12 protein-coding genes and 3 pseudogenes are annotated in these 17,916 nt (G+C 63.9%); 8 read left to right on the top strand and 7 right to left on the bottom strand.

Translation table 11 applies throughout. The features are described from left to right. Window positions 1-46 precede the first annotated feature (46 nt). The gene (locus ACTGJ9_RS26305; protein ID WP_456673467.1) at window positions 47-781 is read right to left on the bottom strand and encodes a peroxiredoxin; all 735 of its coding nucleotides are present in this window, start codon (window positions 779-781) and stop codon (window positions 47-49) included. 204 nt (window positions 782-985) lie between these two features. Between ACTGJ9_RS26305 and ACTGJ9_RS26300 the strand changes: the two genes are divergently transcribed. Continuing rightward, window positions 986-4,792, top strand: a complete 3,807-nt coding sequence (locus ACTGJ9_RS26300; protein ID WP_456678627.1) for a YhdP family protein — start codon at window positions 986-988, stop codon at window positions 4,790-4,792. A 219-nt stretch (window positions 4,793-5,011) separates the two neighbouring features. On the opposite strand, the pseudogene ACTGJ9_RS26295 reads toward ACTGJ9_RS26300, so the two are convergent. The 4 genes and pseudogenes from ACTGJ9_RS26295 to tyrS all read right to left on the bottom strand — a co-directional run bounded on the left by ACTGJ9_RS26295 (window position 5,012) and on the right by tyrS (window position 10,288). Then, window positions 5,012-6,705 (bottom strand): annotated as a pseudogene (locus ACTGJ9_RS26295) (methyl-accepting chemotaxis protein). A 358-nt stretch (window positions 6,706-7,063) separates the two neighbouring features. Then, a complete protein-coding gene (locus ACTGJ9_RS26290; protein WP_456673466.1) occupies window positions 7,064-7,501 on the bottom strand; it encodes a DoxX family protein in 438 nt (145 codons plus the stop codon). 218 nt (window positions 7,502-7,719) lie between these two features. Continuing rightward, window positions 7,720-8,978, bottom strand: a pseudogene (locus ACTGJ9_RS26285) (MFS transporter). 56 nt (window positions 8,979-9,034) lie between these two features. Continuing rightward, entirely contained in the window at window positions 9,035-10,288 is a 1,254-nt protein-coding gene (gene tyrS, locus ACTGJ9_RS26280) for a tyrosine--tRNA ligase (RefSeq protein ID WP_456673465.1), read from the bottom strand. Window positions 10,289-10,454: 166 nt separating this feature from the next. Here tyrS and ACTGJ9_RS26275 point away from each other — a divergent pair, with 166 nt between their 5' ends. From ACTGJ9_RS26275 to ACTGJ9_RS26265, 3 genes and pseudogenes are all read left to right on the top strand, one after another. Next, on the top strand, window positions 10,455-11,558 hold the full coding sequence (locus ACTGJ9_RS26275; RefSeq protein ID WP_456673464.1) for an anhydro-N-acetylmuramic acid kinase: 1,104 nt from the start codon (window positions 10,455-10,457) through the stop codon (window positions 11,556-11,558). 69 nt (window positions 11,559-11,627) lie between these two features. Beyond that, window positions 11,628-12,305 carry a glutathione S-transferase family protein gene (locus ACTGJ9_RS26270; RefSeq protein WP_456673463.1) on the top strand — a complete coding sequence of 226 codons (678 nt, stop codon included), beginning with the start codon at window positions 11,628-11,630 and terminating at the stop codon, window positions 12,303-12,305. A gap of 3 nt (window positions 12,306-12,308) precedes the next feature. Then, a pseudogene (locus ACTGJ9_RS26265) lies at window positions 12,309-12,631 on the top strand (DMT family transporter). Between the two features lie 130 nt (window positions 12,632-12,761). Here ACTGJ9_RS26265 and ACTGJ9_RS26260 read toward each other — a convergent pair. Both ACTGJ9_RS26260 and ACTGJ9_RS26255 read right to left on the bottom strand, forming a co-directional pair. After that, the gene (locus tag ACTGJ9_RS26260) at window positions 12,762-13,274 is read right to left on the bottom strand and encodes a DUF1697 domain-containing protein (RefSeq protein WP_456673462.1); all 513 of its coding nucleotides are present in this window, start codon (window positions 13,272-13,274) and stop codon (window positions 12,762-12,764) included. 7 nt (window positions 13,275-13,281) lie between these two features. Further along, the gene (locus ACTGJ9_RS26255) at window positions 13,282-13,929 is read right to left on the bottom strand and encodes an alpha/beta hydrolase (protein ID WP_007591562.1); all 648 of its coding nucleotides are present in this window, start codon (window positions 13,927-13,929) and stop codon (window positions 13,282-13,284) included. Here ACTGJ9_RS26255 and ACTGJ9_RS26250 point away from each other — a divergent pair. The 4 genes from ACTGJ9_RS26250 to sufC all read left to right on the top strand — a co-directional run bounded on the left by ACTGJ9_RS26250 (window position 13,928) and on the right by sufC (window position 17,910). Then, window positions 13,928-14,092, top strand: coding sequence for a hypothetical protein (locus tag ACTGJ9_RS26250; RefSeq protein ID WP_456673461.1), 165 nt, complete (start codon window positions 13,928-13,930; stop codon window positions 14,090-14,092). The two genes, ACTGJ9_RS26255 and ACTGJ9_RS26250, sit on opposite strands and share 2 nt — an antisense overlap. A gap of 184 nt (window positions 14,093-14,276) precedes the next feature. Further along, on the top strand, window positions 14,277-15,416 hold the full coding sequence (locus ACTGJ9_RS26245) for a cysteine desulfurase family protein (protein WP_456673460.1): 1,140 nt from the start codon (window positions 14,277-14,279) through the stop codon (window positions 15,414-15,416). 113 nt (window positions 15,417-15,529) lie between these two features. Then, on the top strand, window positions 15,530-17,026 hold the full coding sequence (gene sufB, locus ACTGJ9_RS26240) for a Fe-S cluster assembly protein SufB (RefSeq protein ID WP_456673459.1): 1,497 nt from the start codon (window positions 15,530-15,532) through the stop codon (window positions 17,024-17,026). Between the two features lie 131 nt (window positions 17,027-17,157). Beyond that, window positions 17,158-17,910 (top strand): Fe-S cluster assembly ATPase SufC, encoded by a 753-nt coding sequence (gene sufC / locus ACTGJ9_RS26235; RefSeq protein WP_456678626.1) that lies wholly within the window; start codon window positions 17,158-17,160, stop codon window positions 17,908-17,910. The last annotated feature ends 6 nt before the right edge of the window (window positions 17,911-17,916 follow it).

Below are 17,916 nucleotides of genomic sequence, written 5' to 3'. Positions count from 1 at the left end.
ATGGTTAATTTTCCGGAAACGGGAACACGCGATTTTAACGGGCTGGTTAAAGACTTGTTGCCGCAGCCAGCACCTCGTCCGCATGTCCGTCAACCCGGACATTGCGCCAGATCCTGGCCACCTTGCCGTCGGATCCGATCAGCACCGTGGTGCGAAGAACTCCGAGGAAACTCTTGCCGTACATGGATTTTTCGCCCCATGCACCATACGCCTCCAGCATCTCATGCTGCTCGTCCGAGATCAGGGGGATACCGAGGCTGTGCTTGTCGCGGAACCTCTCCTGGGCTTTCAACGGATCGGCGGAAATGCCGAGCACGGCGGTGCCGGCCGCGGTAAAGGCGTCCTTGAGCCGGGTGAAGTCGATGGCCTCGCGGGTGCAGCCCGGCGTGTCGGCGCGAGGGTAGAAGAACAGGACGAGCTTCTGACCAACATAGTCCGACAGAGTGACGACGTTGCCGCCATCGCGGGGCAGGCGGAAGGCCGGGGCCTTCTGGCCATCGGCCAAGGACTTTGCCGACAAGGACTTTGCCGGTAAGGACCTTGCTGAAACCGTGAACGCCGATGCGGCGGGCTTAGAGGCCTTTTCAGAAGATTTTAACCGTTTCGATGCGGCCTTGTGCGATGCTGCCTTGGCGCCTGCCTTGCTTGATTTGGTTGCCGATGCCGGCTGTGTTTTCTCGTCACGTGTTTGGGTCGATGCCCGTGTTTTCAGGGGCTTCTTTTTAGCAGTCGGACCGCCGGAGGGAGTTTTGGACGATTTCTTTCGGGATTTCTTGGACATACGCCTTCCTTTCGTCGCTTTCGGCGGGTCAACCGAAGCGGTATTGCAGCTCTCGTCCGGTGTGCCGGATTCGCGCCCTCGGCTGGGCAATTTTGGCGGCGACGGAGTATGGTTACAAGGAATTCCACGCACCACACCACTGCTCGTTGAACGCGCTCCCGGGGCGAAATGACGAACAGCAGGAACATTCGAGGCATGGCGGCAATGCCGGGGCGGGGAGCGTCGATTCCCGTCGACGGCTGCGGTCCCGGCGGCGCTCAATCCTACGACGGGCGCCTGTATCGAGAGGCAATGGCTAGGAATACGTCGCCCCAGGATCCCAATCGGGACTTCGATCGGCACGGCGGCCAACACGCGCAGCCGGAATGGGACGAGGCCGACTGGGACCAAGACCAGGAAGAGGAGGCGGGTCATCGCGCGCGCCGCCTGTTGTCGCGTTCCAGTTCGCGCATCCCGGTCGGTGACGGTTTCGCGTTGTTTCGGCGGGTGCTGCCATGCGGACGATGGCTGCGCCGGATCTCCGTCGTCCTCGGCGCCCTGATCGTCATCTTCGTCGGCTGCTTCGGTGCGCTGTGGTGGCGCCTTGGTGCCGGTCCGATCAATCTCGACCTGGCAACGCCTTGGCTCGCCGCCGCGATCGAGGACAACATCGGCCACGGTAACACCGTGGAGGTCGGCGGCACCCAGATCGAGCGCGCCGGGCGGGTCCGGATTGCCGTGCGTATCCGCGACATCATCGTCCGCGATCACGACCATGCCATCGTCGCCAGCGCACCGAAAGCCGAGGTGCGACTGTCGGGGGCTGCGCTTTTCACCGGGCATCTGCGCGCCGAAAGCCTCAATCTGGTCGATGCCGAGCTCGCGATCCGGATCGCGCCTGACGGGACCGTCACGGTGTCCGCGGGCGACACGGCGAAGCCGCTCGCAACCGGCGTCGCGTCCAAGAAGGAAGCGGGCCTGCCGCCGACATTCCCGCGCAACGGCGTTCCGCCGCCGCCGTTCGGGATGGCGCCTGCAACCCCCGACGCGTCCCAGGCCGCACCTCAGCCGGCTGCGCAGAGTGGAATTCTTCAGGGCCTCGACTGGCTCGACAGCCTGAGCATGACCGGCCTCGACGGCCAGAACCTCAACGAGATCGGTCTCAAGAACGGCAATCTGATCGTCGACGACCAGCAGCGCGGCAGCAGATGGACCTTTGAGAACATCACGCTCAGCCTGCGCCGCCCAAGCCATGGCGGTGTGACGCTGAGCCTCGGCGAAGAGGGCGCGCGCCCGTGGTCGCTGCGCGCCACGATCGGACCGACCGAGAATGGCGTACGCTCGATCGATATCCGCGCCGACAAGGTCTCGACCGCCAACATCCTGCTCGCGCTGCGCCTCAAGGACCTCACCTATACGGCCGACCTGCCTCTGACCGGCGAGCTCAAGGGTGAGCTCGGCCGCGACGGCGTGCCGACATTCTTCCGCGGCAAGGTCACGATCGGCGCGGGCAGCATCATCGATACTGACACGCCCGACTATCCGATGGCGATCGACTCGGCCGAGATCAACGTCGAATGGGATGCGGGACGGCGGGTGCTGGTCGCACCGTTCAAGATTCTCTCCGGCGCCAACCGCCTGACGCTGCTCGCCCATCTCGAGCCGCCCAACGGCACCAGCAATGACTGGCAGCTCGGCTTCAGCGGCGGTTCGATCCTGCTCGGTGGCATCGACAACGAGCCGCCGCTCGTCTTCAACCGTATTGCGATCGGCTTCCGCTTTGACACCGATCACAAGCGCATGCTGCTGACGCAGGCCGACATCTCCAACGGCGAGATCGGCGTCGCCGGCACCGGTGCGATCGACTATTCCGGCGAGCCGCGCCTGACGCTCGGCTTTGCGGGAACGCCGATGTCCGCCTCGGCGCTGAAGCGGATGTGGCCGACGCTGGTGGTGCCCGAATTGCGGCAATGGGTGATCGAGCGGATCGAGCGCGGCACGCTTCAGCGCATCGAGGTCGGCATCAACTCGCCGACGCGGAACCTTCCGCGCAAGGGACCGCCGATTCCCGATGACGGCCTCTCGGTCAACATCGTGGCAAGCGGCGTCGCGGTTCGTCCCGTTGACGGCATGCCGGTGGTGCATGACGCCGATCTGAAGGCGCACGTGACCGGACGCACCGCCACCGTGAATATCGCCCAGGGTATTGCCGACACGCCCGCGGGCCGCAAGATCACGATCTCCGACTTCACCTTCGAGGTGCCGGACATGGCGCCGAAACCCTCGCCCTCGCGGACCCGCTTTCGTGTCGACGGTCCGGTGCCGGCGGCGGCCGAAATGTTGTCCAATGATCGCCTGAGCGATCTGTCGTCGACCGTCGTCGATCCCAACACGGCCAAGGGCACCTTCACGGCCAACATCCAGCTCGGTCTGCCGGTCAAGGGCGAGCTGACCAAGGCGGATACCGTCTACGCCGTCACCGCCGATCTCAACGGCTTTGCCGCCGACAAGCTGGTGATGAACCAGAAGCTCGAGGCCAACAATCTCAAGATCGTTGCCAATAACCAGGGCTACCAGGTCAAGGGCGACGTCAAGATCAACGGGCAGGCGGCCTCGCTCGACTACCGCAAGGCGACCGATGGCGACGCGGACATCAAGCTGCAGACGACGCTGGACGATGCCAGCCGTGCCCGCCTTGGCTTCGACCTCAGTCCTGCCGTCAGCGGCTCGGTCCCGGTCAAGGTGTCGGGCAAGATTGCCGGCAGTCCTGACCAGACCACGAAGCTCGGCATCGAGGCGGACCTGACCGCGGTCAAGCTCGACAATATCCTGCCCGGCTGGGTCAAGCTGCCGGGCAAGGCGAGCAAGGCGACATTCAAGGTGGTGCCGACGGCACAGTCGACCCGGCTCGAGGACATCGTCATCGAAGGCGGCGGCGCCTCGATCAAGGGCTCGCTGGAAGTCGATCCGAACGGCGATCTCATGAATGCGAACTTCCCGATTTACGCGCCGTCCGATGGCGACAAGACGTCGCTGAAAGTGGAGCGCGGTCAGGACGGCGTGGTCCGTGGCACGATGCGCGGCGACGTCTTCGACGGCCGTGGTTTCCTGAAGTCGGCGATCTCAGGCAATTCCAAGGACGACGGCAAGAGCAAGCTGAAGAACGTCGATTTCGACATCGACGTGAAGCTCGGCACGGTCGCGGGCTTCAACGGCGAGGCGATGCGCAGCGTCGATGCCAAGATGTCGAAACGCAGCGGTGCCATCAAGGCGTTCTCGCTGAGCGGCAGGATCGGGCAGAACACGCCGGTGGCAGCCGATCTGCGCGGTGGGCGCGCGCAGGGCAGCCGCGAGGTGATCTATCTCCAGACCAATGATGCCGGGTCGCTGCTGAAATTCACCGACACCTATACTAAGGCGGTTGGCGGCCAGATGGTGGTGGCGATGGAGCCGCCGGCATCCGATCCGACCACGGCGCGCGAGGGCCTCATCAATGTGCGCGACTTCACGGTGAAGGGCGAGGCGCAGCTCGAGCGCGTTGCCGCCGGCGCGCCGAACGGCACTCCGGGCGGTGGCGGCGTTTCCTTTAGCGCCTTGCGTGCGGAGTTTACCCGGCAGAATGGTGCGCTTACGGTCCGCGATGGCCTAGTCAAGGGCCCGATGATCGGCGCCACCATCGAGGGGTCGATCGATTATCCCGGCAACCAGGTGTGCATGAGCGGCACCTTCGTGCCGATGTATGGCGTGAACAACATCTTCGGCCAGATCCCGTTATTTGGCCTTTTCCTCGGCGGTGGCGACAAGGAGGGGCTGATCGGCGTGACCTACGAGGTCGTCGGCACGCCCGCGGCTCCGGTGATGCGCGTCAATCCGATCTCCGCGATGGTGCCCGGCGTGTTCCGGAAGATATTCGAGTTCAACACCGGCAAACAGAACACGCCGATCGACGAGCTGCCGTCAACGCAGTCCGGCGACAGCCCGACGGCAACGGCAAGGCCGCTATCGAACGGTTGCAGCATGGCGCGGCGTTAGCCGCAGAGGCCGCTTCGTCGCGGCTGGAATGATCTGTGGCCATCCTTCGAGATGCCCGCCTCCGGCGGGCCCTCAGGATGAGGTCAGGTCTTGCCGCGGGACATCAAATCCCATCATAAAAGCGACCTCATCCTGAGGGGATCGCGAAGCGATCGTCTCGAAGGACGGGCCACGAATGCGGTGGTCCGGCACGGTCTGGACCAATCGATACCGCGCAGCTTACGCCGCGCGCACGCCCGCCAGGAACGTACCGACTTCGCCCGAGAGTTGCTCGGCCTGCTTGGAAAGATTTGACGCGGCGGCGAGCACCATGCCGGCAGCATTGCCGGTCTCGTTGGCAGCCGAGCTGACGCCCGTGATGTTGGTAGTGACTTCCTGGTCGCCTCGGCAGTCTGCGAGACGCTACGGGCGATCTCGGCGGTGGCTGCACCTTGCTCCTCGATCGCGGCGCCGATCGAGGTGGCAATGCGGCTGACCTCCTCGATGGTGGCGGTGATGCCGCCGATGGCGTCCACGGCTTCTTTGGTCGCGCCCTGGATCTGGGCGATCTTGTCGCCGATCTCGCGGGTGGCTTCCGCGGTCTGGCTCGCCAGCGATTTCACTTCGGAGGCGACGACAGCGAAGCCGCGGCCGGCCTCACCGGCGCGCGCCGCCTCGATGGTGGCGTTGAGTGCGAGCAGATTGGTCTGTGCGGCGATGCTGGAGATCAGCTCGGCGACGTGCTCGATCTGCTGGGCGCCGTCGGACAGGGCGCGCACGATCGTGTCGGTGCGGCGCGCGCTCTCGACCGCGCGGCCGGTGACGTCGGCCGATTGCGCGACCTGACGGCTGATTTCGGTGATGGAGGAGGAGAGCTCTTCGGCCGCGGCTGCCACCGTCTGGACGCGCTGGCTGGCTTCGGTCGCAGCCGAGCCGACCACGGCGGCGCGGCGGTTGGTGCCCTCGGCGGTCGACGACATCGACTTGGCCGTGGTCTCCAACTCGCCGGAGCCAGAGGCCATCAGGCCGACGAGCTGACCGACCGACGCATCGAAGCGGTCGGCGAGGGAGATCAAAGCGTCGCGCTTTTCCCGCTCGCCGCGCGCCTTGGCCGCGACCTGTTCGGCTTCCAGCGTGCGCGCCGTCAACGCGGTCTGCCTGAGCACTTCGAGCGTTTCCGCCATACGGCCAATCTCGTCGCCGCGATCGGTCTCCTCGACCGGCTTGTCGATAGCGCCATCGGCGATGTCCTGCATGCGGGTCTTCTGGCGGTCGAGTGCGCTGAGCACGTCGCGGGCGATCAGCCAGGACAGCGCCGCCATCAGCAGCATCAGGCCGGCGCCAATTGCGGCGAGCTCAAGCGTGAGCGCGCGCACATCGGCGTCGATATCGTCGACATAGAGGCCGTAGCTGATCGTGGCGTTCCACGGCGTGAACTGGCGGACGAACACGGTCTTGCGGACGGGCTCGCTCTGGCCGGGGCGCGGGTAGAGATAGGATGTGACGCCGCCCTGCGGCGCCTGCCTGGCGGCGTTGAGCTGCGCATCGGCAATCAGGACGCCATTTGAATCCGTGGCGCCTGTGATCTTGCCTTCGAGCTGCGGATTGGCGCCGTTGACCAGGATCGACGTATCGGAATTGTAGACGACGGGATAGCCCTGGCCGCCGCCGAACTTCATGTTGCGGGCACGCTGACGAAACTGCAGCTTGGCCTCGTCCACCGTCATCTTGCCGGCGGCGGCATCATCCTGGAAAGTCTGCGCGAGGCCGTGGACCAGATCGACCGCGGCCTTCATCTGCTGGACCCGGTCGTCCATCATGCGGCTCTTGCTGAGGACGGTCGATACCGCGATGATGGCCGTGATTGTGAGAGCTGCGAGGCAGACCATGCTGGCAAGCTTGGTGCGGATCTTCAGATGGCTTAGCAGCTTCATAACAGCCCCTACGACATGTTTGTTATTGCTCGCATCGCTAACATGAAGTTCTTACCAATCATGAAGACAGGCGTGCGCGCGGCTGCCGCGCGGGTGATCCTGCGCAGCCTTACGCGCAATCGGGCAGGAAAATCGCGATGCGATGCCTTGCGCCCGTATTCTTGCGGGAAGCAAATGATCTCAGACTTTGGTGGAGATCGAGCCTGGCTGGACCGGCAATGAACCGATTCGTTCACCGCATCATCATGTCCGTGCTGCTCGTGGCGGCCCTCGTCCTCATCTGGAACGTGCTGGGCTCGCGCTGATCCGGCACCGGCGGAAACGCCGGCGCCGGGTCTGCGGATCACTTGTGCGCCCGTCAGCGCCGCGCGAAGGCGCCGCCCGGCGCGTCCGCCTCTTTGTCTATCAGCGCATCGACGCTGACCGAGCCGCCGCCCGCTGCCGAGAGATAGAGGCAGGCGAAGCAGAACAGGATTGCGGCGGTGCCGCCGTTGAGCAGCGGCAGGAGCACCGGCGTTCCGGTCTTCATCACATGGCCCATGAAGTAGGCGAAGGCCATTTCACCGGACAGGATGAAGGCCGTGAGGCGCGTGAACAGGCCGAGCATCAGCGTCGCACCGAGCACCAGTTCGAGCGTGCCGGCCACGTAGATCAGCGGCGGGATGTCGGCGAAGTAGGGGAGCACCGGAAACTTGAACAGCTTGGCGACACCGTACTGGAACAGCAGCAGACCAGTGATGAAGCGAAACAGGCTCAAGAGAACCGGCTGAAAGCGAGCGAGATAAGGAAAGTTCATTGGTTTGTGCCCTCCATCCAATGCTGCGACTTGGACCGCATTCGGTTCCACGCTGCAAGCTGCGCCAGGTGAATTTGCGCTGACATTTTTGTCATATCGGACAAAACACCGCAGGCCGTGATTTCAGCCGCATGCCATCCGCATTTTTGAGCGTCTACGCCTGGTGCCGTCCGTAGTTCCCCGGTGACGCCAATGAGTTCAGGTTACCTTGGGGAGACCTAGCGCCGCAAGGCGGGCACGATCAGGAACGGGATCATTCCGAGAACCACGTTTGCAAGTGCGAAGGCGAGCAGCGCGTTGTAGCCATGGGTGGCGTCGTGGATCAGGCCGCCGCTCCAGGAGCCGAAGGCCGAGCCGAGCCCGCTGCCGATCGAGATCGTGCCGAAGATGGTGCCGACCCGCTTGCCCCTGAAGATCTTCATCGCGGTTGCCGTGATCAGCGGCCCGCGCGAACCCATCATGCTGCCGAAGCAGACGACGAAGCCGGTGAGCAGGATGACATCAGGATAGTACTGCAGCAGCCAGAGCAGGAAGATGCCGAGGATCGAGATCGCGTAGCTCAACAGCACCGACGGCCGGCGCCCGATCAGCCCGTCGAGTGCGGAGACGCCGATCATCCCGAACACCAGCACGACACCCGAAAAGCCCCAGGCGGTCGCCGCCTGCAGCGGCGGAAACCCGGCATCGATCAGATAGGCCACGATCTGCGCGGCGATGCAGTACATGCCGACGGCGGTGAAGAAGAAGGTCGAGAACAGCGCCCAGAAAGCGTGGTGACGTATCGCGCTCACCAGCGTCCAGCCGTTGTCGATGAAATCAGGATCGGTCTTCTTCGCAACATACGGCGAGCCGGCCGCGAATGTACGCCAGGGCAGGAGCAGCAGCGGCACCAGCAGACCCAGCGCGGCGAAGCCGTAGACCTGATAGGTCACGCGCCAGCCGAGATGATCGATCAGAAGCTGCGAGGCCGGCAACAGCGCCAGCACGCCGCCCCCATCGCCGAGTACACCACCGCCATCGCGGTCGGCAGCTTTGGCCCGAACCAGCGGCCGAGCAGGATCGAGTTCGGCACGTTGCCGATGAAGGCAACGCCAATGCCGACGCACAATCCGATCGAGATCTGGAATTGCCAAAGCGCCCGCGCGTGCCCTGCGATCAGGAAGGCCGAGCCGAGCAGCAGGAGACCGAGCGCGTAGACGATCCGCGGCCCGGAATGATCGAACAGGCGGCCAACCAGCGGCGCGGTCAGTCCGCTGATGAGCCAGGTCAGCGAATAGATCGAGACCACCTGCGCGCGGTCCCAGCCGAAATTTTCGGAGATCGGCTTGAGGAAGACGGTGAAGCTCTCGCTTAAGCCTCGCCCGAGCACGGCCAGCGTAAAGCACAGCGCGAGCACGACGAGTGCGGTTCGCACCGCGTCCTGCTGCGGCGCACCTCTGCTTTCCGCTACATTTTCCCTGGGCGTGTTCTGATCCATTGCCTGTTAGGGAGCGCGCTTCGACGCGCCCTGACAAGCATCAAAAGCTCATACGCCTATGCAGGCTTGAGCAGGACGTGCTTCTTCTTGCCGAAGGACAGCTTGATCAGTCCTTGCGGCGTCAGATTGGCCGCGGACAGCGCCATCTTCTCGTCGGTGACGGCCTCATCGTTGACGCGCAGACCGCCGCCCTTGATCTGGCGACGGGCTTCGCCGTTGGAAGCTACCAAGCCCGCCTTGACGAAGGCGTTGAGCACGCCAAGGCCGGCCTCCAGCTCGCCGCGCGGAATTTTCACTGTCGGCAGGCTCTCGGCGAGTGCGCCTTCCTCAAAGGTGCGGCGGGCGGTCTCGGCCGCTTCGTTCGCTGCGTCGCGGCCATGCAGCAGCGCGGTCGCTTCGGTCGCGAGCACCTTCTTGGCCTCGTTGATCTCCGAGCCGCCGAGCGCTTCGAGCTTTTTGATCTCGCTCATCGGCAGCGTCGTGAACAGCTTCAGGAACTTGGCGACGTCGGCGTCCTCGGTGTTGCGCCAGTACTGCCAGAAATCATACGGCGAGAACTGGTCGGCGTTGAGCCACACCGCACCTTGCGCGGTCTTGCCCATCTTGGCGCCCGATGCGGTCGTCAGCAGCGGCGTGGTCAGCGCGAACAGCTGATGTGTGCCCATGCGGCGGCCGAGATCGACGCCCATGATGATGTTGCCCCACTGGTCCGAGCCGCCCATCTGCAAATGGCAGCCGGTCCGCTTGGCCAGTTCGACGAAGTCGTAGGCCTGGCAGATCATGTAATTGAACTCGATGAAGCTCATCTCCTGCTCGCGCTCGAGGCGCAGGCGCACGGAGTCCATCGTCAGCATGCGGTTGACCGAGAAATGCCGGCCGACGTCGCGCAACATCTCGATATAGTTGAGCTTGGTCAGCCATTCGGCATTGTCGAGCATGATGGCGTCGCTCTTGCCATTGCCGTAGCGCAGCACCTTGGCGAACACGCCGCGGATCGAGGCCTTGTTGGCCTCGATCTCGGCGACGGTGCGGATCGCGCGCGTCTCGTCCTTGCCGGAGGGGTCGCCGACCATGGTGGTGCCGCCGCCCATCAGCGTGATCGGCTTGTTGCCGGACTGCTGAAACCAGTGCAGCAGCATCATGGTCAAATAGTTGCCGATGTGCAGCGAGGGAGCGGTGCAATCGTAGCCGACATAAGCGATCGCCTCGCCCTTGGCCGCGAGCGCGTCCAGCCCCTCGAAATCGGAGCACTGGTGGATGAAACCACGTTCCTGCAGGGTGTTGAGGAAATCCGATTTAAATGCAGTCATCTGTCGGCATGCCTGACAATTCTTGGTTTACTGTTTTGGGAGCAATTTAAGGGTCTTTCGCCGGAACTCGATTGCCGCCCGCCACTTGGCGCTGTGGCATTATAAGATGTGTCCCTCTGGCACAAGATCGGCATGCCGGAGGGCGTGTTTTGAGGACGCTGATCCCATGATGTTGACTGCACTTGGTTTGATGAGCGGCACCTCGCTGGACGGGGTGGACGTCGCGCTGATCGAAACCGACGGAAAACAGGTCAAGGCGTTCGGGCCGTCCGGCTACCGGCCGTATAGCCCGGCCGAGCGCAACCTGCTGCGCCAGGCGCTGTCCGAGGCCGTGCACCTGGCGCAGCGCGATGCCCGGCCGGGGATTTTGGCCGAGGCCGAGCGCGCAGTGACGCTCGCGCACGCCGAGGCCGTGGCCGCCTTCATCGCCCAGAACCGGATGAAGCCCGAAGACATCGATATCGTCGGCTTCCACGGCCAGACCGTGCTGCACCGGCCCGAGCGGCGGCTGACGGTGCAGATCGGCGATGCGCCGGCGCTGGCCAAGGCCATCCATATCCCCGTGATGCACGACTTCCGCGCCGCCGACGTCGAGGCTGGCGGGCAGGGCGCGCCCTTCGTGCCGGTCTACCACCGGGCGCTCGCCAATTCGCTGGCGCGCGAAGGGCCGATTGTCGTGGTCAATATCGGCGGCGTCTCCAACATCACCTATATCGACGGCAACGACACGCTGGTCGCCTGCGACACCGGGCCCGGCAACGCGCTGCTCGACGATTTCATGTATCGCACCATGAACCGGGCCTTCGATGCGGAGGGCAAGTTCGCGGCGCTCGGCAAGGTCGACGAGGCCTGGATCGCACGCGCGCTTCAGTTGCCGTTCTTCGCAGCCCCGCCGCCGAAATCGCTCGACCGCAACGATTTTGCCGCGCTCAAGCTCGGCGATGTGCTGCCGGCCGATGGCGCAGCCACGCTCACCGCCTTCACTGCGGCTGCGATCGCGCGCGTCATTCCGTTGCTGCCGCGGCGGCCGCGAAGCTGGATCGTCTGCGGTGGCGGCGCCCGCAATCTCACCATGCTGCGCATGCTGCGGGAGCGGGTCGGCACGGCCACCGTCGAGGCCGCCGAGACTCTCGGCTGGGCCTCCGACGCGATCGAGGCGCAGGCCTTCGGCTTCCTTGCCGCGCGCGGCCTGAAGGGCCTGCCGCTGTCCTATCCGGCCACGACTGGCGTGCCGATGCCGATGACGGGCGGGGTGATCGCGCGGCCCTGAGGCGTCTTGACGAGTGCATGCAAATGCATCTATATTGATGCAACTGCATCTAACCGCCGGGATTGGGTCATGACCGCTTCACTGAAACTGATCAGCCACAAGCTTTGCCCCTATGTGCAGCGCGCCGTGATCGCGCTCAACGAGAAGGGCGTGCCGTTCGAGCGGGTCGATATCGATCTCGCCAACAAGCCGGACTGGTTTCTGAAACTGTCGCCGCTCGGCAAGGTGCCGGTGCTGGTGGTGACGACCGACAAGGGCGAGGTCGCGCTGTTCGAGAGCAACGTGATCTGCGAGTACATCGAGGAGACGCAAACCGGCGCAAAGCTGCATCCGGTTGACGCGCTCAAGCGCGCCGAGCACCGCGCCTGGATGGAGTTCGGCTCGGCGATCCTCGGCGATCTCTGGGGCCTGGAGACCACGACCGATCCCGCGACGTTCGAAAGCAAGCGCCAGGCGCTGCTGACGAAGTTCGGGCGCATCGAAGCCGCGCTCGGCACAGGCCCGTTCTTCGCCGGCGAGGCGTTCAGCCTGGTCGACGCGGTGTTTGCTCCGATCTTCCGCTATTTCGACCTGTTCGATGAGCTGACCGAGCATCGCATCTTCAGCGATGTGCCGAAGGTGCGGGCGTGGCGGAGCGAGCTTGCGAAACGTCCGAGCGTGCGCACTGCGGTCGGCGCGGACTATCCGCAATTGCTGCGCGCTTTCCTCGCGCGTCACGACGCGCATCTCCTGAAGCTCGCGGCCTGAACTATGTCGCAGTCCCTGGCCTGGCTGATGCTGGTGATCGCCGGCGCGCTCGATGTCGGCTGGGCTATCTCGATGAAATATGCCGAAGGCTACACGCGCATCGGATGGAGCACCGTTTCGCTGGTGCTGCTCGCCGCCTTCGTCGCGCTGCTCGGGCGCGCGTTGAAGGTGCTCGAGATCGGCGTCGCCTATTCGGTATGGACCGGAATAGGCGCCGCCGGCACCTTCGTCATGGGCGTCGTGCTGTTCGGCAGACCTTGAGCGCGATGAAGCTTGCCGGGATCGCGCTCGTCATGATGGGAATCGTAGCGCTCAAGCTGGCCTAGGCGGCGCCACAGCGATCAGGTGCAGCCGTTGGCAAGGCATAAAGCCGGCGACGTCGTTCACGGACAGCTCGAGCACCAGATACGCCTTCACTGCTTCTCTCCCGAACCGGGCGATGTCGTCCTCGGTCAGCTAGAGCTCCATGGCCATCTTCGCCAGGGTCGCGATGGTGTTCATGTTGCGCGCGGTGCCGGTCTTGGCGGCGGGGATCACGAGTTTTGAGGTCCCCATGCCGTCGCCGTAATGCACGTAGATCTCGCGGCGGCCGAGCTTGACCTCTTCGTCCTTCTGACCGCGAATTTCGGCGAGTGTGTCCACGGGCGGCGCCTTGTCGAGGAAGATCGCGACCGTGCGGTTGGGCGCCGTTTTGGCAAAGGGATTGTCGGCCAAAACCTTTGCCATCTCGCCAGCGCTGCGCACGAGCACACCGATCGGCGCGCCGGAGTAGGTGTGCAGACGCTTTTCCAGCGTGGCTTTGATGGCGGATTCCGATTTGCGGCTGCTAAAGACCACATTGCCGCTGGCGATGTAGGTGCGGACGGCACCGAAACCGAGCTCTTCGCACATCGCCTTGAGCTCGGTCATCGGCAGCTTGCCGGTGCCGCCGACATTGACCGCGCGCAGCAGGGCGACGAACGCGGTCATGTCAATCTCAGCGCACGTTGGCCAGGCGCATGTCGAGATAGGCCGTGATGGTTTCCATCAGCGGCTCGAGTTTGGCGTCGAAGAAGTGGTTGGCGCCGGGGATGACCTGCTGGTCGATCACGATGCCCTTCTGCGTCTTCAGCTTCTCGACCAGCGTGTTGACGTCCTTCGGCGGAACCACCGCATCTTTCTCGCCGTGCACGATCAGGCCCGACGACGGGCAGGGCGCAAGGAACGAGAAGTCATAGAGGTTCGCGGGCGGCGCGATCGAGATGAAGCCTTCGACCTCGGGGCGGCGCATCAAAAGCTGCATGCCGATCCAGGCGCCGAAGGAGAAGCCGGCGACCCAGCAGGCGCGCGCCTCGGGATTGATGGTCTGCGCCCAGTCGAGGGCTGCTGCCGCATCCGACAATTCGCCGGTGCCGTGGTCGAACGAGCCCTGGCTGCGGCCGACACCGCGGAAATTGAAGCGCAGCACCGAGAAGCCGCGATGCGCGAACGCGTAGTAGCACTGGTAGATGATCTGATGATTCATCGTGCCGTGGAACTGCGGATGCGGATGCAGAACCATCGCGATCGGCGCGTTTTTCTGCTTGGCCGGGTGATAGCGGCCTTCGAGGCGGCCGGCAGGACCGGTGAAAATAACTTCAGGCATGGATGATCTCGTGATTGATTTCCTGGAAGACGGTCCTCAACAACCAACCGACTGTCGGAACTTCATCGGCTGCTGGGCCGACCAAGCCGCAAATGGAAGGGTGGAGCGGCGCCCTCGGATGATGCGCGAGCGGCGCGCGGGTGAACTGACGCGCGCGTTCTAACATGAGGCGAGGGTCAAAAAGCAAGCATCTTGAACATCCGGCAATGAGCTCAAGATGTTAGCGTGTCACCGTCGTGTCATGGCCAGGCGTTGATTGGGAATCGCGGTTGCCAAGCGCCCGGCGGGAGCCCATGTCGGGCGAAGCGGCGGAGTAGGTCCCGCGCACAGGGTAATATATTACTTTCATGCTAAGCCGCGTCTATCTCGACTGGAATGCGACCACGCCGCTGCGCGCCGAGGCGCGCGCAGCGATGCTGGCCGCTTACGAACTGATCGGGAATCCGTCTTCGGTCCATGCCGAGGGACGGGAGGCGCGGCGGTTGGTCGAGGACGCCCGAAGCTCGCTTGCGGCGGCTGTCGGCGCGCTGCCGCGAAACGTGATTTTCACCTCGGCCGGAACTGAGGCCAACGCGCTGGCGCTGTCGCCCGGCTTGCGCAGCCGATCGGGTGAGCCGGTGCGGCGACTCGTGGTTTCCGCGGTCGAGCATGCCTCGGTGCTCGCGGGCGGCCGGTTCCCGGCCGGCGACATCGGCCGGATCCGTGTCATGCGCTCCGGCGTCGTCGATCTCAATCACCTCCGTGCGCTGCTCGCGGACGGCCCGCCGGCGCTGGTTTCGATCATGGCGGCCAATAATGAGACCGGCGCGCTCCAGCCGGTCGCTGAGGCCGCGCGGATCGTCCACGAGGCCAGCGGCCTCCTGCACGTCGACGCGATCCAGGCACTCGGCAAAATTGCTTTCAACATTAATGAGGTAGGCGCAGACCTTGCGACCTTTTCTGGGCACAAGATCGGCGCTCCTAAAGGCATCGGCGCGCTCGTCGTGGCCGAAGGGCTTGCCGGGTTGGAACCGGTGCTCCGGGGCGGCGGACAGGAGTTCGGCCGGCGGGCGGGAACCGAGAACGTCGCCGGCATCGCCGGTTTTGGGGCGGCGGTGAAAGCGGCGCTTGAGGCTCTGCCGGAGGATGCGGAGCGTATGACAAGTCACAGAGATCACTTGGCAAATGGCCTTCGTGGCATTGCCGGGGCGACCATCTTCGCAGAAGACATGAAGAGGTTGCCAAATACCGTCCTGTTCACCGCCCCGGGGCTCAAGGCCGAGACTGCCGTGATCGGCTTTGACCTCGAAGGCGTCGCCGTATCCTCCGGCTCGGCCTGTTCCTCCGGCAAGGTCCAGCCCTCCCATGTGCTCTCGGCGATGGGGTACGATGCCACCGTGGCCCAAGGAGCGGTGCGCCTCAGTCTGGGCTGGTCCACGGAAGCCGATGACATCAACAGGGCGTTAGAGGCTTGGCGAAAGCTCGGTAATGCCCTACTTAAGGGCTAAGCGACGAAACACGGCTTGAACGGTTCTAAGCCCGTGCGTTTCGCCAAGAAACATCGTAATACTCGTCCGAGTTTGATCCACCGCGGTCCTTGAAACCGCGAGCGGAGGATAGAATGCCAGCCGTGCAAGAGACGGTCGAGCGCGTGAAGCGCATCGACGTCGATCAGTATCGTTATGGGTTTGAGACCCTGATCGAGTCCGACAAGGCCCCCAAGGGGCTGTCGGAAGAGACCGTCAAGTTCATCTCCGAGAAGAAGAACGAACCCGCCTGGATGCTGCAGTGGCGGCTCGAGGCCTATCGGCGCTGGCTCACCATGACCGAGCCGACCTGGGCGCGCGTCGACTATCCCAAGATCGACTTCCAGGACCTCTATTACTATTCGGCGCCGAAGCCGAAGAAGACGATCACCTCGCTCGACGAAATCGATCCGGAGATCCTGAAGACCTACGAGAAGCTTGGCATCCCGTTGCGGGAGGTCGCGATGCTCGAAGGCGTCGAGCCTAAGCCCGGCGAGGAAGACCCGGCGCGCCGTAAGATCGCGGTCGATGCTGTGTTCGATTCGGTCTCGGTTGCGACCACCTTCAAGGCCGAGCTCAAGAAGGCCGGCGTGATCTTCATGCCGATCTCGGAGGCGATCCGCGAGCATCCCGAGCTGGTGCAGAAATATCTCGGCTCGGTGGTTCCGACCTCCGACAATTTCTACGCGACGCTGAACTCGGCGGTGTTTTCGGACGGCTCGTTCGTCTACGTGCCGCCGGGCGTGCGCTGCCCGATGGAGCTGTCGACCTATTTCCGCATCAACGAGCGCAACACCGGTCAGTTCGAGCGCACGCTGATCATTGCGGACAAGGGCTCGTACGTCTCCTACCTCGAAGGCTGCACCGCGCCGCAGCGCGACGAGAACCAGCTGCATGCCGCCGTGGTCGAGCTCGTCGCGCACGATGACGCCGAGATCAAATATTCCACGGTGCAGAACTGGTATCCGGGCAATTCGGAAGGCAAGGGCGGCATCTACAATTTCGTCACCAAGCGTGGCGACTGCCGCGGCAACAATTCCAAGATCTCCTGGACCCAGGTCGAGACCGGTTCGGCGATCACCTGGAAATATCCGAGCTGCATTCTCCGCGGTGATAATTCCCGTGGCGAGTTCTACTCGATCGCGATCTCGAACGGCTTCCAGCAGGTCGATTCGGGCACCAAGATGATTCACCTCGGCAAGAACACGTCGAGCCGCATCATCTCCAAGGGCATCGCCGCGGGCAAGTCGCAGAACACCTATCGCGGCCTTGTCACCGCGCACCGGAAAGCGACCGGCGCGCGCAACTTCACCGCCTGCGATTCCCTTTTGATCGGCGACAAATGCGGCGCGCACACCGTGCCGTATATCGAGGCCAAGAACTCCTCGGCGACGTTCGAGCACGAGGCGACGACCTCAAAAATCTCCGAGGACGTGCTGTTCTACTGCGTTCAGCGCGGGCTCAGCCAGGAAGAGGCTGTCGGCCTGGTCGTCAACGGCTTCGTCAAGGACGTGCTGCAGCAGCTGCCGATGGAATTCGCGGTGGAAGCGCAGAAGCTGATCTCGATCTCGCTTGAAGGGTCGGTTGGCTAGCTCCGGCCTCATCCTGAGAAGGCCGCGTAGGCGGCCGTCTCGAAGGATGGAAATCGGAAAGATTGTTGGCCTCATTCCTTCGAGACGCGCCTGCGGCGCTCCTCAGGATGAGGGAATAGATGGAAAAAATGATGGCTTTGCTTGAAGTGAAAGACCTGCAGGTTCGTGTCGAGGAGCGTGAGATCCTCCATGGGCTGACGCTGACCGTGAACGAGGGCCAGATCCACGCGATCATGGGGCCGAACGGCTCCGGCAAGTCGACGTTGTCCCATGTCATTGCCGGCAAGCCCGGCTATGAGGTCACCGGCGGCCAGATCCTGTTCAAAGGCGAGGACCTCCTGGAGATGGCTCCCGAGGAGCGAGCGGCCAAGGGCGTGTTCCTGGCGTTCCAATATCCGGTCGAGATTCCCGGTGTCACCACCATGAATTTCCTGCGCACCGCACTCAATGCCCAGCGCAAGGCGCGCGGCGAGAGCGAATTGATGGTGCCGGACTTTCTGAAGAAGGTTCGCGAGGTCTCGAAGTCGCTCAACATTCCGCAGGACATGCTCAAGCGGGGCGTCAATGTCGGCTTCTCCGGCGGCGAGAAGAAGCGCAACGAGGTGCTCCAGATGGCGCTGTTCGAGCCGAGCCTGTGCATCCTCGACGAGATGGATTCGGGCCTCGACATCGACGCGCTGCGCATCGCGGCCGATGGTGTCAACGCGCTGCATTCGCCCAAGCGCGCCATGGTCGTGATCACCCACTATCAGCGGCTGCTGAACTACATCGTGCCCGACGTCGTGCACGTGATGTCGAAGGGCCGCGTCGTGAAGAGCGGCGGCAAGGAACTGGCGCTGGAGCTGGAAGCGTCTGGCTACGCCCAGTTCGAGGACGCCGCGTAAGGAATT

This window comes from Bradyrhizobium sp. RDM12, from assembly GCF_051917485.1.
Taxonomy (GTDB): Bacteria; Pseudomonadota; Alphaproteobacteria; order Rhizobiales; family Xanthobacteraceae; genus Bradyrhizobium.
Note: the sequence above shows the minus strand (reverse complement) of the source record. Positions and strands in the feature narration are given on the sequence as shown.

Excerpts from the sequence above, each read along its gene's own strand:
- tyrS (WP_456673465.1), bottom strand. The coding sequence starts at position 10,288 with ATGACTGCATTTAAATCGGATTTCCTCAACACCCTGCAGGAACGTGGT.
- ACTGJ9_RS26270 (WP_456673463.1), top strand. The coding sequence starts at position 11,628 with ATGACCGCTTCACTGAAACTGATCAGCCACAAGCTTTGCCCCTATGTG.
- sufC (WP_456678626.1), top strand. The coding sequence starts at position 17,158 with ATGGCTTTGCTTGAAGTGAAAGACCTGCAGGTTCGTGTCGAGGAGCGT.
- ACTGJ9_RS26305 (WP_456673467.1), bottom strand. The coding sequence starts at position 781 with ATGTCCAAGAAATCCCGAAAGAAATCGTCCAAAACTCCCTCCGGCGGT.
- sufB (WP_456673459.1), top strand. The coding sequence starts at position 15,530 with ATGCCAGCCGTGCAAGAGACGGTCGAGCGCGTGAAGCGCATCGACGTC.
- ACTGJ9_RS26300 (WP_456678627.1), top strand. The coding sequence starts at position 986 with ATGCCGGGGCGGGGAGCGTCGATTCCCGTCGACGGCTGCGGTCCCGGC.
- ACTGJ9_RS26275 (WP_456673464.1), top strand. The coding sequence starts at position 10,455 with ATGATGTTGACTGCACTTGGTTTGATGAGCGGCACCTCGCTGGACGGG.
- ACTGJ9_RS26290 (WP_456673466.1), bottom strand. The coding sequence starts at position 7,501 with ATGAACTTTCCTTATCTCGCTCGCTTTCAGCCGGTTCTCTTGAGCCTG.
- ACTGJ9_RS26250 (WP_456673461.1), top strand. The coding sequence starts at position 13,928 with ATGGATGATCTCGTGATTGATTTCCTGGAAGACGGTCCTCAACAACCA.
- ACTGJ9_RS26245 (WP_456673460.1), top strand. The coding sequence starts at position 14,277 with ATGCTAAGCCGCGTCTATCTCGACTGGAATGCGACCACGCCGCTGCGC.
- ACTGJ9_RS26260 (WP_456673462.1), bottom strand. The coding sequence starts at position 13,274 with ATGACCGCGTTCGTCGCCCTGCTGCGCGCGGTCAATGTCGGCGGCACC.
- ACTGJ9_RS26255 (WP_007591562.1), bottom strand. The coding sequence starts at position 13,929 with ATGCCTGAAGTTATTTTCACCGGTCCTGCCGGCCGCCTCGAAGGCCGC.